Source organism: Caldivirga sp. MU80 (assembly GCF_001663375.1).
In the GTDB taxonomy this organism is placed as follows: Archaea; Thermoproteota; Thermoprotei; order Thermoproteales; family Thermocladiaceae; genus Caldivirga.
The window spans coordinates 1-18002 of sequence record NZ_LCTF01000007.1 but is presented as its reverse complement, the minus strand read 5'-3'; the positions used below and the strand labels follow the sequence as shown (position 1 = coordinate 18002).

The window sequence follows — 18002 nt, the reverse complement described above, 5'->3', positions numbered from 1 at the left end:
ACAGGCAAGTCCTTTAGATTCTGGTGGTTTTACTTGGACTCGGGCTTCTGTTGTCCACGCCTCCATGTTGATGGGTAAACCCCGCGGGGCATTATGACCCTGGTAGGTTTAGCGACAATACCCCTATTCATGCTTAGTATCTCTTCCGTTGACGCCGTGGCTTCGGCTAGGGCTACTAACTCACCCTTAAGAGTCATTAAGGCCACTAGCTGGTTCTTCACTATCCCCTCCTCAACCTTAGCCACGCCTGGGGCTGCTAGGGATGCGCCGTGGGCTATTGCGTCCACTGCTGAGTCCCTTACGTAGATCCTGGGTAGGTGGATAACCATCTCCTCAACGGGCCTAATAACCCTCCTCAACAGTGCCTCGTCCCCGTAATCCCTCCACAATGCGTAAGCCTCCCTCAGTGTCTCAAGGTTCACGGCATCCTCCTCCCTGAAGCACCCAACCCTAACCCTCCTAAGCTCCCTCATGCTGGCCCCAACCCCCAGCACCTCCCCTATGTCGTAGCACAGCTTCCTGATGTACGTGCCTGACTCAACCCTAGCCCTAAACAGCACGTACCTACCATCAAACTCGAGTATATCAAGGTCGTAAACCGTCTTAACCCTAATCCTCCTCTTAACGGCACTCCTCAGGGGTGGGCGTTGGTAGATTCTTCCAGTGAATTCCTTGAAGACAGCCTTAACCCTATTCTGATCCACCTGGGAGTGGAGGAGCATGACACCTACGTACTCCTTCTCAGCGTTTGCTATACCCTGAAGCACCTTCGTTGAGTCACCCAGTGCCACGGGTAACACCCCCGAAACCCCTGGATCCAGGGTCCCTGAGTGGCCTGCCCTACCTATGTTGAGCAGTTTCTTAACCCACGAAACAACCTCACTGCTTGTGGGTCCCCTGGGCTTGTCGAGTATTATGAAGCCGAAGTTCACGTAATCCCTAATACTCCTCCTATATGGCTCAGTACCGTAGCGTGGGTCAGTGCCCTCATCCACCTTAACCCTAACTGCCCTATTACCACTGCAGTTAACCTCAACCAGCATTGTCCCCAGTGGCGGTTTTAAATGAGGATTTTAACTATTAACCTCCATCAACCGTTACTTGGTTATGTTAATGGTTGGAACCATGAATAACTTCGGCTGAACACCCTTCTTCATAACCTCAGTAAGCCCAGCCGCCTCAATTGCCTTAGCCACCTCCTCATCTGAGGCCCCCCTGTTTATCTCAACCTTATACTCCGTTGGTTCAAGGTGCTTTACATTGGCCCTCCTCCTCTTAACTCCCGTTATGCTCTTGGGCCCAGTCACTATTACGAACCTCTCGTCTACTATATCCACGACCACGCACATCTTCCCAGCCTCCCTGCCGTTCAGCTTAACGCACACCCTGCCAACATCGAAAACCTTAGGCATGGTTAAGCCTCAGTGGCTGGCCTTAAAATGTTTTATTGCATGGAAAACCACGCATCTTCGTCGAATTCCTAAACCCTCCTTATGGCTGCTATGGCGCAGTGAACACCCCCATAACCCCCAACCAGCTCGCTGACATCTATGGTTATGAAGTCCACCCTTTCGTTAAGCACGTCTGGCCTGTAGGGGAATATGTGACCCTCACTTCTCATCTTATCGTAACCAGCCCTTATGTAGTTCAACGTGGTCTGGCGCACCGAGTCCTCTGAGTTTTGGAGTCTCCTGATTATCCTCTTGATGTTGGCCTCAACGTTAGGTACAATTATCCTCCTATCCCTCAGCGTGAGGAAGTTGGCGGCGAAGGCAGCCTGTTCAGCCATGGATAGCTTAATTACATTGAAGCCCTTTTGCCTAATGTAATCGAGGAGGTTCGACTCACCCACCTTTTCGAAGCCGTCCTGGGCCTTGGCGTAGATTACGACGTGCGTACTTTGCATGAGCTCCTCATTACCTATCACCAAGCCATCGCCGGCTACGTTGAAGTACGTGTCCAGGTGCATGACAAGCATGTTGTCGCCCCACGGGTGCTTGGGTAGCTTAGCCACAGCCACCTCATCATAATCCAATAAGCCAATGACCTGGTTAACCCCGTTAATGCTGCTTCGCCACCCATGGCCAATCACCGCGAAGTCACCCATTGGCATGAAGTCGCCGCCCTCTAGGAAGCCTGGCTTAACAAGTCTATATATGACTGGTTCGTTTAGGGCCCTGAAGAAGAGCTCAGTAACGATGGTTTCAAGCCTCCTCTGGGGCATCCTCATCCTACCTATAACGATCCCAGCCTTAACGACAAGCTGCTGGTCCCTCGTATAGTATAGGTTGGCGAGGGGAGTCCTATTGACCACCCTAGCCACCACCCCAGTCTTAGTCCTCCTAATGAGCACCAGTGGCCTAAGTATAAGTATGTTGAATAGGGTTTCAGGGTCATAGGCAGCCATGTTCCTAAGGAAGTCCGTGTACGCCTCCTCGCCCAGGTCACCCATGTACTTAATCATTGACTTAACGGTGGTTACCACCAACTCCCTGAACTCACCGCTGTGCCTCATCTTCTGTATGATAACGTTCTTAAGCCTATGCACAGTAACCCCCTCGTTAACCAGCACGTGCTCCATGTTCTGGTGCTCATAGAGTGCCTCATCCATGCTGAAGGCACCCTCGTAGAGGAAGGCCTTAGGGTAAAGTAGGCCGTAGAACATCTCCACGCCGGGCCTATGAACCATAGCTTCACTTAAACCATCCCACTCGCTCCTAACCAGCATTCCAGGCTTGCTGCACTAAAATAATTTAAATAGATTATACTTAACGGGTGTTGTTATGCCTAGGCCGGCTAATGGGACGGAGTACCTGAGGGGGTCCATGATTAGGGAGGTTAATGCACTGGTGGATCAACTTGAGGGTGACGGCGTCGATGTGATTAAGATGCACATTGGGCAGCCAGGTGTCCCACCATCAAGCGGCTTAATCGATGAGTTCACAAGGTTGCTTAGGGAAAGGGCCTTCGAGCTAAGCGCCTACTCCTCAACCCCAGGTATCGCCGAGTTGAGGGAGGCCTTGGCTGAGGATTACAGTAGGTATTCGGGTGTTAAGGTTCAGCCATCCAACATATCCGTGACCACTGGTTCCTCGGAGGCAATAATAACCCTAGCCATGACCTTCATAAACCCCGGGGATAAGGTCGTCCTAATCAACCCAACCTACCTGCTCTACAAGCCCATAATGCAGTACTTCAATGCGAAGGTAGTTGAGGTTAAAGTGAGCATTGAGAATGAGTTTAACCCAAGCCCCGAGGATTTGAAGAGGGTTGTCGATAAGGGCACCAAGATGATAATACTGGTTAACCCAGATAACCCAACAGGCTCAACACTAAGCAGCGAGGTTGTTAAAACAGCCGTCGACCTAGCGATTGACAACGATGCATTGCTCGTGTATGACGAGGCCTATAGGCACCTCTACTACGAGGGTGAGCACACCTACGCCCTAAGGTACGACACTCATAACGTCGTGGCGTTGAACACCTTCTCAAAGGACCCTGCACTACCAGGCTGGAGGCTAGGCTTCGTGGTGGCTGATGAGCAGGTGCTGGAGGTGTTTAACAGGGTTAAGCAGTACATCAACATTAACCCACCAACCCCAGCCCAATACATAGGTCTCCTCTACCTGCGCAGGTACAAGGTGGATTTCATAAAGGAGGTGATACCCGTCTTCAGGGAGAGGAGGGATGCAGTTTACAATAGCCTCAGGGCTTTGCTACCGGATGCGAGGGTTATGAAGCCCAAGGCAGGGCTCTTCATATTCCCAGACCTATCAAGTTACCTAAGGAGGGCTGGGATTAATGATCTGGAGTTTTCACTGAGGCTGCTTAGGGAGGAGCACGTCGGCGTTGTCCCAGGTTCAGCCTTCGGCGATGGTGGAGTTAACCACGTTAGGATTAACTTCACCAGGGAACCCGTGGATAGGCTTAGGGAGGGCGTGGAGAGGATAGCGGACTTGTTGAAGAGGCTATTAGCGCTGTGATGGGTTATAGTCTCCTTAGGACGTTTATGAGTGACCTGGCGTTTAGATTATGTATCTTGGTTACCCTTGGCCCAAGCATCTCCAGCGCCGAGTGTTCATTACCGATCAGGATAATCCTGTAGTCGCTGAAGCCCGATAGGCCCTGCTTAATGAGAGCTAGGTCCAGTTCATCATCCTCGCCGTCGGTTATTAAAACCAGTTTATAGTTCCTTAAGGCTGGGTTCCTGCGGGCATCCTCGTAAGCCGCCCTAATGGCTGAGGTTATGTTTGTGCCGCCCAGTGGCACTAGGGATAGGAGTGTCTTAACAATGTCCTTCTTGTTCGTCATTAATTGGTAAATCTGCTGGTCAAAGAACCTGGCCACAACCTCATGCCCCTTCATGACCATGACTATGGCTAGCGCCGCTGCCCAGGTTATCTTACTTACATTGCTGTACTCAAATATGTTATTCATAACCGTGTAGAACATGCTCCCGCTCTTATCAATGACTAGGTAAATCTTGGGCTTCCTCATCATCCTCCTCTCCTTAACCGTCAAGCTCCCAGTAGCCAACTTGTAGGCATATATTGGCTTAACGAACCTGGCCAGGGCCCTATTAGTGGGTGTCAAGTCCTTAACCTCATTGACCCTGCTCATCCTCTTTATCCCAGTTACAACACCCTTGTCAAGGGTCTCATTGAGCAGCCCCTCATCGTACATGCGGCTTGACTCCACGACAAGCTTGAGGAGTGAGTTAAGCATGTTAACGAGCCTAGCCCTATATGGGTCTACGTCCGTGTCCAGTATTAACTCAGCCACCTCATGCCCTATGGCTGGGCCCAACACGGAGCGGGCCTTGTTAATGGTGTCGTTAACCTTCTTCATGTTGCCCATGTAGAAGGATATCAGCGACCTAATCTCTCTATCCAGCATATTCCTACTCTCCCTAGACGACTGCGATGACTTGTTTGATGCATCCTTAAGTGCATTGGACAGTCTCTCATTGCGCTCAATCCTATTAAGCATGTTGACATATATTCTAAGTAGCTTAACGGCCATGATCCTTGACAACCTTCCATTAAGCCTAGTTAACCTGGACACCTCGGCGTACTGCTCACTGTTGATGTAATTGCTCACTATCAGTCTCCACAGGGCCCTGTAGTTATCATTATCAGCACTGCTCCTCAGTATGGGTTGCCTGTAGTGTATGTAGAATGAGTCAGCCAGTATGTAGCTCTTCACCTTCTCCAGGTTAGGCACCATGTGGCGCTTAGCCATTAGGAAAACCTCCCTAAGCCTGTAGCGGGTTAACTCCTCCCCGTAGTCTACGTTGAGGAGTATGCCGTAGTCCTCCTCACTGCTCTGACCCATATATGGCACCCTTCAGCCTCTGTATTAGGTAATCCGTCTCCTCTATTTCACTCAAGTATAGGCTCAGCAGTGACCTATCCCACTTAGCCTTAAGCCTGTTAAGGGTCTCCTCAGCCTCCTTGATCTTCTGGGCAGCCTCATTAACCATGTTATTGTTAACGAGCGCCTTAGCCTCACTGACCAGGTCACTCACCTTAAGTAGCTCATCGGGCAAGTGGGCCGTTAGAAAGGCCTCGTACTCGTTCAACTGCTCCCTATCATGAACCAGGTAGCGGGCAACCTTCATAACGGCAACCCTAAGCATGGTGGCGTTGACTTGGCTTAGGGGGAACCCCTGGATCATTAGGTAGGCTAATGCGTAGAGGGGCACCTTTATCCTAGTCCTATTGCTTATAGGGACATGCTCAACGAAATCCGCTATTATCGGTGAAACCACCTTGGCCACGTCATTAATGTTCCCGTAGAGGTGCCTAACCAGTTCATTGTAGGTGTCCCTAATCAACTCCATGGTAGCCACGGGGGTTAGGCTCTCAGTCTCCCTACGCAGGTACCACCCCTTCGTCAACAAGGCCTCCGTGTCCTCCGGTGAGGCGTACTCTGTGAAGGTCCTTAGGGGGAATCTATCGTAGAGGGCTTGAAGTTCCTCCTCCTCTGGAATCCTATTACTGCTACCGAAGACAGTCCAGGTCTTAACCGGGATTACCTTGTCCCCATCGTAAACAACCCTCTCGTTCAGTAGCGAGAGGAGTGTATTCAGTATTGCGCTTGAGGCGTTGAATATCTCGTCGAGTAGTGCGAAGTCGCTCTCAACTATTGAATTCGCGTAAATCCTCTCAACCTTACCCTCAAGTAGCTTAGCCACATCTATGGGTCCAAGTATCTCCTCAAGGTCGGTGAACTTCGTCAACTGCCTATAAAACCACTTGGCATTGAGTAGCTTGGACAGCACGTAGACTAGGGTTGTCTTAGCCGTTCCAGGTGGCCCTATGAGTAGGTAGTTCTCCCTGGCCAGGGTTGACATCAAGATGCCTGTAACCTCATTACTGTATTTGTAGAACATGCTGTTCAACTTCAGGTACAAGCTCCTAATGTCCTCAATACCCTTACCTCTCACTGGTTCCATAGTTTAACAGACCCCAACCTATTTATAATGGTTTGCACTCTACACACTACTTAACTAAAGTTCAGGGCCTTTCAGCGCCTGGCTGAGGCAATACTGTAGCCCAGTCTAAAGGCTCTCAGGTTCTCCTGCACAGCCTTGCCTATTACCTTAACTATAGCCCCCTCAACCGTATCCATGCTAATCAACTCCTTAACCCTTGTTAACGCGAATAATGCTCCAAGCATCACCATGTTCTCGAAAATTGGGTTACCTAACTTAACGGCGTGGTTGTAGGCGTCTATGAAGTACGCCGACGCCACCCTGCTCTTGATTTCAACCTCAACGTCCTCGGGTTTAGGTAACTTACCCCTGAAGGCTGGTGGCGGTATCAGCCTCCTATTGGCTATGAACACAGTGGCCGGGTTAGTGTATGGGAGGGCCCTTAGTGCTTCGATAATCTCAAAGGCAACTACGACATCAGCCTCACCCCTCGGTATTAGGGGTGAGTGGGCTTCACCAATCCTGACGTGTACATCCACGGCCCCACCCCTTTGGCTCAACCCATGGGTCTCAGCCACAGTCACCCTAAGCCCCGAGTCCACCGCCGCCTGGCCAATGATGGAGGCGAAGGTTATTAACCCCTGTCCCCCAATGCCGGTTAGGTAAATGTTCAGCCTCATTATAGCTCACCCCACTTACTAAGCCATCCACTGGGTTCACCAATGGGCCTTATTGCGCCGTATGGGCAAATCTGGGCGCAGACTGAGCAGCCTACACATGCGGCCTGGTCAATAGTTGCCTTGCCGTTGTCGAGTTTGTTTATTGCTGGGCAGGCTAGTAGGTTATAGCATATGCCGCATGCCCTGCAGGCGTCGGCATCTACGGTGTACCTAACCACCAATGCCCCACGGCCCCTAACCGCCTCCAGGGCGCATGCCCTCCTCATAACCACCACAGCCGGTTCACCACCCTTAACCTTCTCAATGGCGTCCCTAAGGGCCTCCTCAGCCCCCTTAACGTTGAATGGGTCCACTGTGTAGACATGCTTAACCCCAATAGCCCTAGCCACGGCACCTATGTCAATAACCTGCGTTGGACTTGGTTGGCCCCCCGTCATGGCCGTGTACCTGTTGTCAAGCACCACAATGAGCATGGGTGCCTTATTGTAAACGGCATCCACCAGGGCTGGTAAACCAGCGTGGAAGAAGGTTGAGTCCCCTATCACAGCCACTATAAACTGCCTACCCCCAGTACCCCTAAGCACACCCATGCCTAACCCTATTGAGCTGCCCATGTTAGTTAAAAGGTCCTGCTCGTTAAACGGTGGATTTATGCCAAGGGAGTAGCAGCCTATGTCACCGCTGAACACAGGCTTAACCCTAGCCCTTGCGGCTGCTATTTTCAGTTCGTAGAAGGAGGCTGCATGGGGGCAGCCTGGGCAGAATACAGGTGGGCGTGGGGGTACATTAGCAACATACTGATGGTTAACCACCCTGCCTATATCAACGCCAAGAGCCTTAGCTATACCCTCCCTAACGTTAATCAGCGTTAACTCGCCCACCATGGTGAATAACCCCTCCGCCTTGCCGTAAACCGGGATCCTAATCCCCTCGTCGAAGAGGGTCTCCTTAACCTGAAGCTCAACCACCGGGTCACCCTCCTCGACAACAATGACCTTATCGGCCTTGGAGGCTGCATTGGCTATTAGCTTCCTAGGCACAGGTACTGATGCCGCTAGGTTAAGGGTGCTGGCTTTAACCTCAAGGTCCTCGAGGGCCTCCTTAACGTACCTATACGCAACCCCACTGGTTATGATGAGTACCTTCCCGTCATCAACGTATTCGTGGGGTAGGTCCTCAACAAGTGCCTTAACCTCCTCCCAACGTTTAACAAGCTCCCCCTTAAGTAACCTGGCATTAGCCGGCACTAGGGCTTGGTGGGCTGGATCCTTCACGTAGCCGCTGGCGTATATTGGCTTACCGAATTCACACACCTTAACAGGTTCCCTAACGTGGGAAACCCTAGTAACCAGCCTCATTATGACTGGGTGGTTGAGCCTACTGCTGAAGTCCATTGATAACTTAACCAGGTCAGCGGCGTTCTGGGGGTTGTAGGGTTCGAAGACTGGTATGTGGGAGTGTAGGCCAACCCACCTATTGTCTTGCTCATTCTGGCTGGACCACATGCCTGGGTCATCAGCCGTTATAACTAGTAGGCTATTCCTAACCCCCGTGTAGGCGCTTGACATGAGGGGATCCATGGCAACGTTCAACCCAACGTGCTTCATGCTGACCAAAGCCCTAGCCCCAGCTAAGGCTGCCCCGTAGGCAACCTCAAAGGCAACCTTCTCATTACTCGACCACTCGACGTAAGTCCCAGTCTCCCCAGCGTGCTCAAAAATGTACTCAATGATTTCACTACTTGGCGTGCCTGGGTAACCGGCCGCCACGGCAATACCTGCCTCTAGGGCGGCGTGGGCGACGGCGTGATTACCCAGCATGAACCTTACCGTGCAGTTGGCCATTGCACCTTAGGTTTACCCGATCTTTTAAATCTATTGTTATAAATATAGTTTATATTTTAATACATCAAATATATACTTAAACGCAGGTGCGTGGTATTACCAGTAAGGGTTAAGGGTGGTTACTAGCAGTTAGGCGTTGTAGGCTACGGACTCGCCCCTTGGGTTAACCACCTCAACCCTTATCACGTTATCAGCAGTGTTCTCGAAGGCATCCACATGGGAGGTGACTATCAGGGTATCCACAACCTCGGATAGGTCCCTTAGCCAGTTTGACACCCTCCTCCTATGCTCAGAGTCCAGGTGCTCCGTGGGCTCGTCGAGGAGCATTATCGGTATGTCGCCGAGGAGAGCCTTAGATAGCGCGAACCTGAGGACTAGGGCCACCAGGTTCTTCTCACCCATGGACAACATGCTGACCGGTAACTCCCTGCCATCACTCCTCTTAACCATGACCTCGTAATCCTCGGTCACGTAAATCTCCGCAAGCGACTCCTTATGCCTAAGCACCTTGAAGGTGTCCCTCAACTCCTCGTTTATGGCGTTTAGGAGCGCCCTCCTTAAGGCTGGCTTAGCACCCTCAATGGCGCTGGCCAGTTTAGCAACCTCCTGTAGCTTACCCCTAATGAACCTAAGCCTCTCACTCCTCTTACTTATCAATTCGCCTATGCGCCTAGCCTCATTTTCCATCTCCCCGATGCTGCTTATCAACTGGCTTAGGCTACCCCTACCCTGCTCAAGCCTGGCCCTCAACCCCTTAACCTCATCATCAACCTTACTGACCAATTCCTCAATATTGCTCAGCCTAGTTAACTCACCGCTGAGTCTCTTGGCCTCATCCTCCAGTTCACTCACCCTGGCCTCAATCCTTGACTTATTGTTAAGTAGGCTGTTCAACTCCGCCTCAGGGTTCTTTGCCAACTCGGCGCTAATCCTAAGGTACTCTTCCTGAAGCGACTCAAGGCTCTTTAACTGGTTCCTCAACTGCCTAAGCCTAGCATTGGCATTATTGTACTCCTCCCTTAGCTTAGCCAGCTCCTTAACCTCACCCTTAATGGCCTCCAGCTCCTCGTTAAGCTCGGTTAACCTACCCCTCAATTCCCTAAGCCTAGACTCCAGGGTGGGTATCCTCTCCTCAGCCACATTAACCTGAGCCAGCTTACCCCTGAGGTCCTCCTCATCCTCCTTAAGGTTGTCGTAATCCCTAAGCCTTGAGTTAATACTGCTTAACTCCTCCCTAATCCTCTTCATCCTTTCCGCATTCTCCTTAATTATCCTCTCCCTATCATCAGGGTTGAGCGGCCTTTTGCAGACTGGACAGACTGGTTCATTGGACTGTTTAAGTATGTTCAACTCCTCGTTAATGTGGTTCAACTCCTCCATTAGTGAAGTCCTCCTGGCCCTTAACTCATCAAGCTCCCTCAGCCTTAATGTAACTTCCCTAATTCTCTCCTCCAACCCCCTCCTCCTCTCCCTAACCTCCCTCAACTCCTCTAACTCATCCTCAAGCTCCCTTATTTGCCTATTTAGGTCTGAGCGTTGCCTCTCAAGTTCCTTAATCATCGACTCCTTGGATTCAAGCTCCCTCACCCTCCCCCCTAGTTCATTCACCAACTCCTCGAGCCTACTCGCTTCATCCCTCAATCCCCTTGATGCCTTTAACTTATCCTCAATCTCCCTGGCCCTGGCCTTAAGCACCTCCTTTTCCTTAACCTTAGCCTTCAGCTCCTCAACCTCGGCGTTAAGCCTGTTCAACTCATCCCTAAGCCTGTTCAACTCGTCATTAATGGTGTTAAACCTCTCCCTAACCCCTATGAGCCTCCTCTCCTCATTCCTAAGCTCACTTAGCTCAGTCTCCTTCCTGCTTAACTCCTCGCCAAGCCCACTTATCATGGACTCAAGCTCCTTAACCCTGGCCCTCGCCTCACTCAGCCTCTTCTCAATCCTCTCCCTCTCGTTACTGTTCTCCTTAATGGCGGCCTCAAGGGCCTTTGCCTCCCCCTCAAGCCTCCTCTCAATGCCCCTCAGGACCTCTGTCTGCAGTTTATCCATGGAGTCTATTTTAAGCAGCTTATCCAGCTTAAACTCCTCCCTCCTATTAACCTCAAGTACATCCCTCAACTCACCCTGCCTGGCGTAGAGTAGGTTAAACAACTCCACGTCCACGCCTAGGTTCTCAGTGACCCACCTGGTGACCTCCCTATCCCTCTCCGCCACCCTAACCCCATCCTCGCTCATTACGTAGGTCTGGGTTTCAATAACCTTCTCCCTGGTGAAGGCTCTTTGGACAGTGTACCTGCGGCCATTTATGTTTATGAGTAGCCTAACCACACCCACGGAGGCCCCCATGGTGACTAGGTCGGATAGCCTAATCCTCCTCCTCTTCAGCCAGTCAGTGCCGTAGAGTGCTATGGCTATGGAGTCAAGTATTGTGGTTTTCCCAGCCCCGTTAAGGCCATATATGAAGTTAACCCCACTACTAAGCCTTATTGAGGCCTTCCTAACTGACCTAACGTTCTCCACCTCAATTAACTCCACTGAAGCCATTCAACATCACTCCCCAGTCCAAGCCCCCTCTCCAGTATGGCCACAGCCTCATTAACCTTACCATCACTTATCAGGTCGAGGGCCCTCAAAACTGCGTTAACCACAGCCTCATCACCTATACTCTTGTTGAGCACTGTTTGAATAAGCTCAATTAGGCCATGGGTTGCCTGGGCCTTGGCTGACCCACGCCTTGCCACGGATAGCTTAACGTTCACCTTAAGGGCGCCGTTAATTAGGCCCTTAACCGTGTTGAACCCGTAATCCCTAACGCTGAACCCATCACCCAATTCACCAATCACATCAACCTCAACGTACGCATCCCTATAGTCTAAGGCTCCCAACCCACCTAACTGCTCCTTGAAGGTTGATGGTGGTTCACCGTTAACGTTAACGATAACCTTAATCATCCTTCGCCCTCCCTTAAGCCTAATGGGCTCAACCCTAACCCTACCACTACCCTCATCAACATCCAGCAGTAGGAAGCCCTTTGGATCCTGGCCCTTAACCATCCTCAACCTACCACCCTCAAGCACATGAGTCTCGAACTCCTGGGAGTCCCAAACCTCAAGTGACCCAGGGTACACGGCCTCGAGGGTTGGGTGTCTCAAGGCGTGCTCGTGTATGTGGCCGACGGCGTAGTAAGCATCCTTGGGCAGTTCACCAGCTGGTATAGTGTAGTAGTCTATGTTAGGCATTGGGTACCTGTATGGGGCACCCTCAACGTACTGGTGCATCATGACAATGTTAACTCCATTCCCCAACAGTTCTCTTAGCGCCTTAACCATTTTAACCCGGCTATTAGTGGGTGCGCAGCCAACACCAATCACCCTAACCTTACCATAATCAACGTAACCATGGTCAAGGTACTTGACCAAGCCTGAGGAGTCCAATACAGTTATGGGGTTATCTATGGGGTTTATGACTGATGCATCGTGGTTACCCCTTATAACCAGCACATCTATGCCTGAATCCCTAAGCCTACTAAAGCCCTTAATGGCCGTGAGGTATGTTGAGGGTGATGGCCTTGGGTTATCGAAGAGGTCCCCGCTAACCAGAACCAGGTCGACACCCCTCTCCTCACGTAGTCCAATAATCTCATCAATGGCCCTGAGGAAGGCTAACTCATAGTCCTTGGCTCTCGCCTCAAGTCCATACTGCCTCCTACCCAGGTGCACGTCGGAGAGGTGGGCAATAAGCACTGGGTAGAGGCTAATGTTGGGTTAAAAAACTAGTGCATTAATTAATACTTTTCAACCACTCCCCACACGGTTAACTAGCAATGATAACCATAGCCTTCATAGGCTTCAGGAAGTCAGGTAAAACAACCCTAATTAGGGAACTGTTGCATGTGGTTAAGGGTAGGGTTGCCGTTATTAAGAGGATCCACGACTACGGCCAGGAATTCGACGTTAGGGGTAAGGATACGTGGGTCTTCTCCAGGGAGGGGGCTGAGACTGTGGTTGGCTTAGCACCAGATAAGACACACATACTGGTCAACACACCCATTGAGCTAAACCGCATCATAAACCTCATAAGCGAACTGGCTAAGCCAGATTACCTAATAATGGAGGGGTTTAATGAAGAGGTTAGAGATAGAGACGACGTAATTAAGGTAATCCTACCTAGGAGTATTGAGGAGGTTGGGGAGTTAACTAAAGGGATTAAGCCGCCGCTCATAATCTACTGTGGATTTTGCGGGTGTAGGTTAGATGGATGCGTGAACAGTATTAGCGAATTAATTAACAGTGTTTTAAGTTACACAGCCATTAATGGCTAGGGCTCAGTTGGCCTGTCCCTGATTTCTCAGTCTCTCCAACTCCCTCTTTAACTCCTCCACCTGCCTCCTCAACTCTTCTACCTCATTGTTTTTGTTGGGTTGGCCATTAGCAGGTTGATTGACGGCGGTATTACTAGCAGTCTGACCTGTTGGCTGGGGGCTGAGTTGGGTTGGTGGAGTTGGTGATTGAGCCTCAGTAACCATCTGCCTAAGCTCCCTCTCCACCTCCATCTGACCCTTCTTGAACTCACCCACGGCCCTACCTAAAGCCCTAAACAATTCAGGTATCTTAGATGTACCACCGAACAGTATTAACACCACGGCGATCACTACTATCCAATCCCAAATACTCCCAATCATACCTACCCCTTATATTTTCAAGCCTGTGCTTAACTTAATAAATCTTTTTCTCACAGGTTAGAAAAACACTGTAGGTGGTCCCCTTAACCCACCTTGGATAGCCTGGTTAACTCCAGTTCAATGGCCCTGTTGAATATTGACACATACTCCATGGGTAGGTTAACCATCACGTCGTTAAAGTAGCCCAGTACTATTAGGCTTTTTGCTTCTTCCTCTGTTAGTCCTCTTGTTCTTAGGTAGTTTATCTTATCCTCACTTATCCTACCCGTATAAGCCTCGTGGGTGACTACCGCTGTTTCCTCGAAGACTTGTTCATGTGGTATTGTGTAGGCCTTGGAATCACCATCAAGAACAAGGGAATCACAAGCAACATGAGACCTAGCAAACCTAGCACCCCTCCTAACGTAAACGAGACCCCTGTACACTGTTGTACCTCCATTTAGGCTAATACCCTTACTAACCACTTTGCTTGAGGTGTGTGGCGCGTCGTGGAAGACCTTAGCCCCCTCCTCCTTCCACGTTGGGCCATTTGCTAAGGCCACCGAGGTTACGGTTGTCTTGGAGTTAGCGCCCTTAAGCACCGTCATTGGGTAGACCATGGTTACCTTACCGCCCAGTGAGCCGCTAAGCCACTCGACATTTGTATTGCCCTCGGCTATGGCCCTATTGTTGCCGAAGTACACCACCCCCCTACTCCAATTCTTTAAGTCAACAAGTTTAACCCTAGCGCCCTTATGGACGTAAACCTCAGTGATCCCGTCATGTAGGCTAAGCCCGCTGAAGATCGGGGCTGCGCATGCGACTATCAGCTCAACCTGCGCATTCTCATCAACAACGATAAGCGAGTGTTCGAATTGCCCTACATTGGCGCTACTGATCAAGACAACCAACTCCACGGGTAATTTAACATGCGTGTTCGGCGGTACGTAGACGAAGACGCCGCCACTCCAGAGGGCTATGTTTAGTGAGGCGAACTTGTACTCAGGTGGGAAGACCTTGGCGAAGTACCTCTTAACCAGGTCTGGGTACCTCTTAACGGCCTCATCCATGCTCATGGCGATTACGCCAGCCTCCTCAAGGCTCTTCTTAGTGTTCTCATAAACAACACCAGAGTCCACCTGTCCTATGACCCCTGCAAGTAACTTAGATTCAATTTCAGGCACTTGAAGTGCCTCGTAGTACTCCCTTAACTCCCTTGGTAACTCATCCCATGACCTAACCCTCTCCACGCTTGGCTTGGCGTAAAGAACGAGGGATTCAAGGTCAATGTTACCTTCGAGGGGAAGCCAGTTGGGCCAAGGCTGCCTCTCAAACATTTCAAGAGCCCTTAACCTCAGTCTCCTCATCCAATCAGGCTCGCTCCTAATCCTACTCAACTCCTCAACCACATCCTTACCAACCCTGCCCCTTATGGTCACGCTCCATTCAATACGCTTGGCAGGACCAAGCATATCTGCGACATCCCCAGTCCTTAATATGTCGAGCTTAACGCCACCCCCACTCATAATTCTCTGGAATTCATTATGAAAATATAAACCCTACCTTACGCAATATTCAGTACGTGGGTTCCCGGTCACAACTCCCAACTTAACGATCCTCATCACTAGTGGCTTAGGTGTAGGCCTTAACTTAATTAACCTTCACCCAAGGGCAGTGGCATTAGGCATAATCTCAAGCCCTCAGGGTGTGACGAACAGCGCTGGTTGGTTTATAAATAGCCGGTGATTAAGATTGTCATGGCTAGGTTGATTGTGCATACGGCTAAGGGCCCATACATACACAGGTTACCGTCAGGAGAGGTGGTTGCCATATGCATGTGTGGGTTAAGTGATAAGTACCCGTTCTGCAGTGGTAAGCATAAGCTGGTTCAGGATGAGGATGCCAATAAGGTCTACACGTATGATGAATCCGGCTACAAGAGACTGGGTGAGGTCAACATTAACCTAACTGGGACGCGGAGGGTTTGAGGGCCCTAGCTTAAGTCCATACATTAAAATTAAGCCACCTTAGGTTAAATAAGCATACGCTCACGTCTTAATAAGGCTCCTCACGTTCAATGGAATAGACCATTACCCATGATGCGGGTTCACTTAAATAGTGGTTGGCGTAGCCCTTGTAATGGTGCTTAACCTGGTTAATTTAACCGGTGACGTGGTTTACAAGTGCCCTAGGTGCGGCTTCACCACTGAGGCTAATATCTGGATGTTTAGGTGCCCTAGGTGTGGCTCACCGTTGAATGTGGAGTACGAGTTGAGGAAGCCGAGGGAGCTTAGTAGGCGTGAGTTGGCTAAGGTTCTACCTGTTAAGGAGTTGGTTAGCCTTGGTGAGGGGGCCACGCCGATGGTTAATAGGCGTGGCTACTATTTCAAACTCGAGTACCTCAACCCAACGGGTTCATTTAAGGATAGGGGGTGGGCCTTGGCACTATCAGTACTAGGCAATGATGTGACCGTGGTTGAGGACTCAAGTGGTAATGCAGGGCTCTCACTGGCGGCCTACTCAATGGTTAAGGGGGTTAGGGCAAGGATATATGTCCCAAGGGGGGCTTCAGAGGCTAAGAAGAGGTTCATGAGGCTGCTTGGGGCCAACGTTGTTGAAACCCCGAGTAGGGCTGATGCATCCGCATTAGCCATGAGCTACCAGGATGGGGTTTACGTTGGGCATTCATGGAACCCGTTCTTCATCCACGGCGTTAAGCTGATAGCCTACGAAATAGCCCTCGAACTGGGTAAGGTGGATAACGTAGTGGCCCCACTGGGCAACGGCACACTACTACTGGGCCTCCACACGGGCTTCAGGGAGTTGGTGGAGATGAGGGTTATTAAGGAGGTGCCAAGGCTAATAGCGGTTGAGGCCTCGGGCTACGAGTGGGCCCATAGGGCGCTCCACAATACGCCACCAGGCCCCCAGTCAACACTACCGGAGGGCATCATGGTCCCCCAACCGCCTAGGCTTGAGCAGATAGTGGATGCCGTTAGGGATAGCGGTGGTGAGGTGGTTGTCGCGGGGGACTTTGATGTTGTGGATGGTTTGAGGGAGGGGTTGAGGCTTGGGTTCATCATTGAGCCAACAAGCGCGGTGGTGTTTAAGGCGTTGAGGGAGCTTAAGCCAAGTGGCGGCACCGTGGTTATATTGACGGGTTCAGGCCTTAAGACAACTAACGAGATACATAGCCTACTGGCCGGCTCATAAGCTTGGTATTAAGGATTGAAAGGCCACCTCACCCATAATCAGCGTATTCACCTTTATAAGGGGTGGCACACTCCTCGGGTTATGGGCTACCTGAGGTGGCTTGGGCATGCTGCCTTTGAGGTTGAGTTGATGGGTAGGAGGATACTGATAGACCCATGGATCTCAAACCCAAACTCACCGGTTACCCTAGGTGAACTGGGTAACGTGGACTTCATCCTAGTCACCCACGACCACTCAGACCATCTGGGTGAGACGGTTCAAATAGCCAACAAGACCAACGCCACTGTTGTGGCTGTTTTCGAACTGGCGGTTCACCTAGCCGAGAGGGAGGGGGTTAAAAACACCATAGGGATGAACATTGGTGGGCCCGTTAAGTTAACCAACGAGATAGAGATCTACATGACGCCGGCAATGCACAGTTCAACCCACGGCTCCCCAGTGGGCTTCGTGATTAAGTCGCCTGAGGCCGTGATTTACCACGCAGGTGATACCGGGTTATTCAACGACATGGAGCTCATAGGCAGGTTGTATAGGCCAGACATAGCCCTACTACCAATAGGGGGCTACTTCACCATGAGCCCCAGGGAGGCTGCATACGCAGTATCCCTAATCAACCCAAGGGCGGTGGTGCCCATGCACTACAACACCTTCCCACAGATTAAGCAGGACCCTGAGGAGTTCAGGAACCTGGTTGAGTCACTGGCACCCCACGTCAGAGTCTACGTAATGAAGCCTGGGGACACGTTGAACCTACCCATTAAGTAGACCATTAAGTAGAGGATAAAAACCTGGTTTTAAGTTCGTTTAAAAAAGAGTCCGTGATCTTTAAACAACCCTCCTCTTTTCAAGTATACTATCTATAACTGTTAGCGAGTAACCGTCAGCCTCAATAGCCTGCTTTGCAGGTGGCAACTCCAGGTAGTTGCTTATCCTGGATAGCATCCTCTCCTCGTAGGTTGGCACATGCTCGTTCTGGTAGAATATACCTACGTATATCCTATCACCCCACTCATTGGCCTTCTCCATGGCTCTAAACTTCTTCTCATCTGCTTCCTTTGGGTCTTTTACCACTGGGTCCCATTTTTCATCCTCTAGTTTTCTTATCCTCTTCTCGTACCATTCCTTAGTGTTTATGTCATTGTATGTTGGGCATGGTTGCAATACGTCTA

Annotated in this window: 16 protein-coding genes and 1 pseudogene; 5 read left to right on the top strand and 12 right to left on the bottom strand. The window is 50.6% G+C overall.

Going from position 1 to position 18002, the window contains the following annotated elements; genetic code table 11:
* Nucleotides 1-29: 29 nt before the first annotated feature.
* The 3 genes from AAX04_RS03095 to AAX04_RS03085 all read right to left on the bottom strand — a co-directional run bounded on the left by AAX04_RS03095 (nucleotide 30) and on the right by AAX04_RS03085 (nucleotide 2728).
* Entirely contained in the window at nucleotides 30-1043 is a 1014-nt protein-coding gene (locus tag AAX04_RS03095; RefSeq protein WP_066793830.1) for an RNA-guided pseudouridylation complex pseudouridine synthase subunit Cbf5, read from the bottom strand.
* 54 nt (nucleotides 1044-1097) lie between these two features.
* The gene (locus AAX04_RS03090; RefSeq protein ID WP_066793826.1) at nucleotides 1098-1412 is read right to left on the bottom strand and encodes a 50S ribosomal protein L14e; all 315 of its coding nucleotides are present in this window, start codon (nucleotides 1410-1412) and stop codon (nucleotides 1098-1100) included.
* A gap of 68 nt (nucleotides 1413-1480) precedes the next feature.
* Nucleotides 1481-2728 (bottom strand): arginine deiminase family protein, encoded by a 1248-nt coding sequence (locus AAX04_RS03085; protein WP_084761165.1) that lies wholly within the window; start codon nucleotides 2726-2728, stop codon nucleotides 1481-1483.
* A 55-nt stretch (nucleotides 2729-2783) separates the two neighbouring features.
* On the opposite strand from AAX04_RS03085, the gene AAX04_RS03080 reads away from it, so the two are divergent.
* Complete coding sequence (locus AAX04_RS03080; protein ID WP_066793824.1) at nucleotides 2784-3983, top strand: pyridoxal phosphate-dependent aminotransferase; 1200 nt, start codon at nucleotides 2784-2786, stop codon at nucleotides 3981-3983.
* 4 nt (nucleotides 3984-3987) lie between these two features.
* Here the strand turns inward: AAX04_RS03080 and AAX04_RS03075 are convergent, their stop codons facing one another.
* The 6 genes from AAX04_RS03075 to AAX04_RS03050 form a co-directional block, all read right to left on the bottom strand.
* A complete protein-coding gene (locus tag AAX04_RS03075) occupies nucleotides 3988-5334 on the bottom strand; it encodes a VWA containing CoxE family protein (RefSeq protein ID WP_066793822.1) in 1347 nt (448 codons plus the stop codon).
* Nucleotides 5318-6457: an AAA family ATPase gene (locus AAX04_RS03070; protein ID WP_066793820.1), complete on the bottom strand. Its 1140-nt coding sequence runs from the start codon at nucleotides 6455-6457 to the stop codon at nucleotides 5318-5320. The genes AAX04_RS03075 and AAX04_RS03070 overlap by 17 nt, the downstream gene beginning before the upstream one ends.
* Nucleotides 6458-6528: 71 nt before the next feature.
* Nucleotides 6529-7116 carry an indolepyruvate oxidoreductase subunit beta gene (locus tag AAX04_RS03065; RefSeq protein ID WP_066793817.1) on the bottom strand — a complete coding sequence of 196 codons (588 nt, stop codon included), beginning with the start codon at nucleotides 7114-7116 and terminating at the stop codon, nucleotides 6529-6531.
* A complete protein-coding gene (gene iorA / locus AAX04_RS03060; RefSeq protein WP_066793814.1) occupies nucleotides 7116-8960 on the bottom strand; it encodes an indolepyruvate ferredoxin oxidoreductase subunit alpha in 1845 nt (614 codons plus the stop codon). The genes AAX04_RS03065 and iorA overlap by 1 nt, the downstream gene beginning before the upstream one ends.
* Nucleotides 8961-9089: 129 nt before the next feature.
* Complete coding sequence (locus AAX04_RS03055) at nucleotides 9090-11504, bottom strand: AAA family ATPase (protein WP_084761164.1); 2415 nt, start codon at nucleotides 11502-11504, stop codon at nucleotides 9090-9092.
* Nucleotides 11486-12703, bottom strand: coding sequence for a DNA repair exonuclease (locus tag AAX04_RS03050; RefSeq protein WP_066793810.1), 1218 nt, complete (start codon nucleotides 12701-12703; stop codon nucleotides 11486-11488). Before AAX04_RS03050 ends, AAX04_RS03055 begins: the two co-directional genes overlap by 19 nt.
* A gap of 80 nt (nucleotides 12704-12783) precedes the next feature.
* On the opposite strand from AAX04_RS03050, the gene AAX04_RS03045 reads away from it, so the two are divergent.
* Nucleotides 12784-13281 (top strand): molybdopterin-guanine dinucleotide biosynthesis protein MobB, encoded by a 498-nt coding sequence (locus AAX04_RS03045; protein WP_066793808.1) that lies wholly within the window; start codon nucleotides 12784-12786, stop codon nucleotides 13279-13281.
* Nucleotides 13282-13284: 3 nt separating this feature from the next.
* Here the strand turns inward: AAX04_RS03045 and AAX04_RS03040 are convergent, their stop codons facing one another.
* Both AAX04_RS03040 and sufB read right to left on the bottom strand, forming a co-directional pair.
* Nucleotides 13285-13641 (bottom strand): twin-arginine translocase TatA/TatE family subunit, encoded by a 357-nt coding sequence (locus tag AAX04_RS03040; protein WP_066793806.1) that lies wholly within the window; start codon nucleotides 13639-13641, stop codon nucleotides 13285-13287.
* Between the two features lie 83 nt (nucleotides 13642-13724).
* Nucleotides 13725-15146, bottom strand: a complete 1422-nt coding sequence (gene sufB / locus AAX04_RS03035; RefSeq protein ID WP_066793803.1) for a Fe-S cluster assembly protein SufB — start codon at nucleotides 15144-15146, stop codon at nucleotides 13725-13727.
* Between the two features lie 231 nt (nucleotides 15147-15377).
* Here sufB and AAX04_RS03030 point away from each other — a divergent pair, with 231 nt between their 5' ends.
* The 3 genes from AAX04_RS03030 to AAX04_RS03020 all read left to right on the top strand — a co-directional run bounded on the left by AAX04_RS03030 (nucleotide 15378) and on the right by AAX04_RS03020 (nucleotide 17598).
* Nucleotides 15378-15608 carry a CDGSH iron-sulfur domain-containing protein gene (locus tag AAX04_RS03030; RefSeq protein WP_066793800.1) on the top strand — a complete coding sequence of 77 codons (231 nt, stop codon included), beginning with the start codon at nucleotides 15378-15380 and terminating at the stop codon, nucleotides 15606-15608.
* Nucleotides 15609-15759: 151 nt separating this feature from the next.
* Nucleotides 15760-16833, top strand: coding sequence for a pyridoxal-phosphate dependent enzyme (locus AAX04_RS03025; protein WP_084761162.1), 1074 nt, complete (start codon nucleotides 15760-15762; stop codon nucleotides 16831-16833).
* An 81-nt stretch (nucleotides 16834-16914) separates the two neighbouring features.
* Nucleotides 16915-17598, top strand: a complete 684-nt coding sequence (locus AAX04_RS03020) for a metal-dependent hydrolase (RefSeq protein ID WP_066793797.1) — start codon at nucleotides 16915-16917, stop codon at nucleotides 17596-17598.
* Between the two features lie 60 nt (nucleotides 17599-17658).
* Here the strand turns inward: AAX04_RS03020 and AAX04_RS03015 are convergent.
* Nucleotides 17659-18002 (bottom strand): annotated as a pseudogene (locus AAX04_RS03015) (2-oxoacid:ferredoxin oxidoreductase subunit beta); the annotation flags it as partial.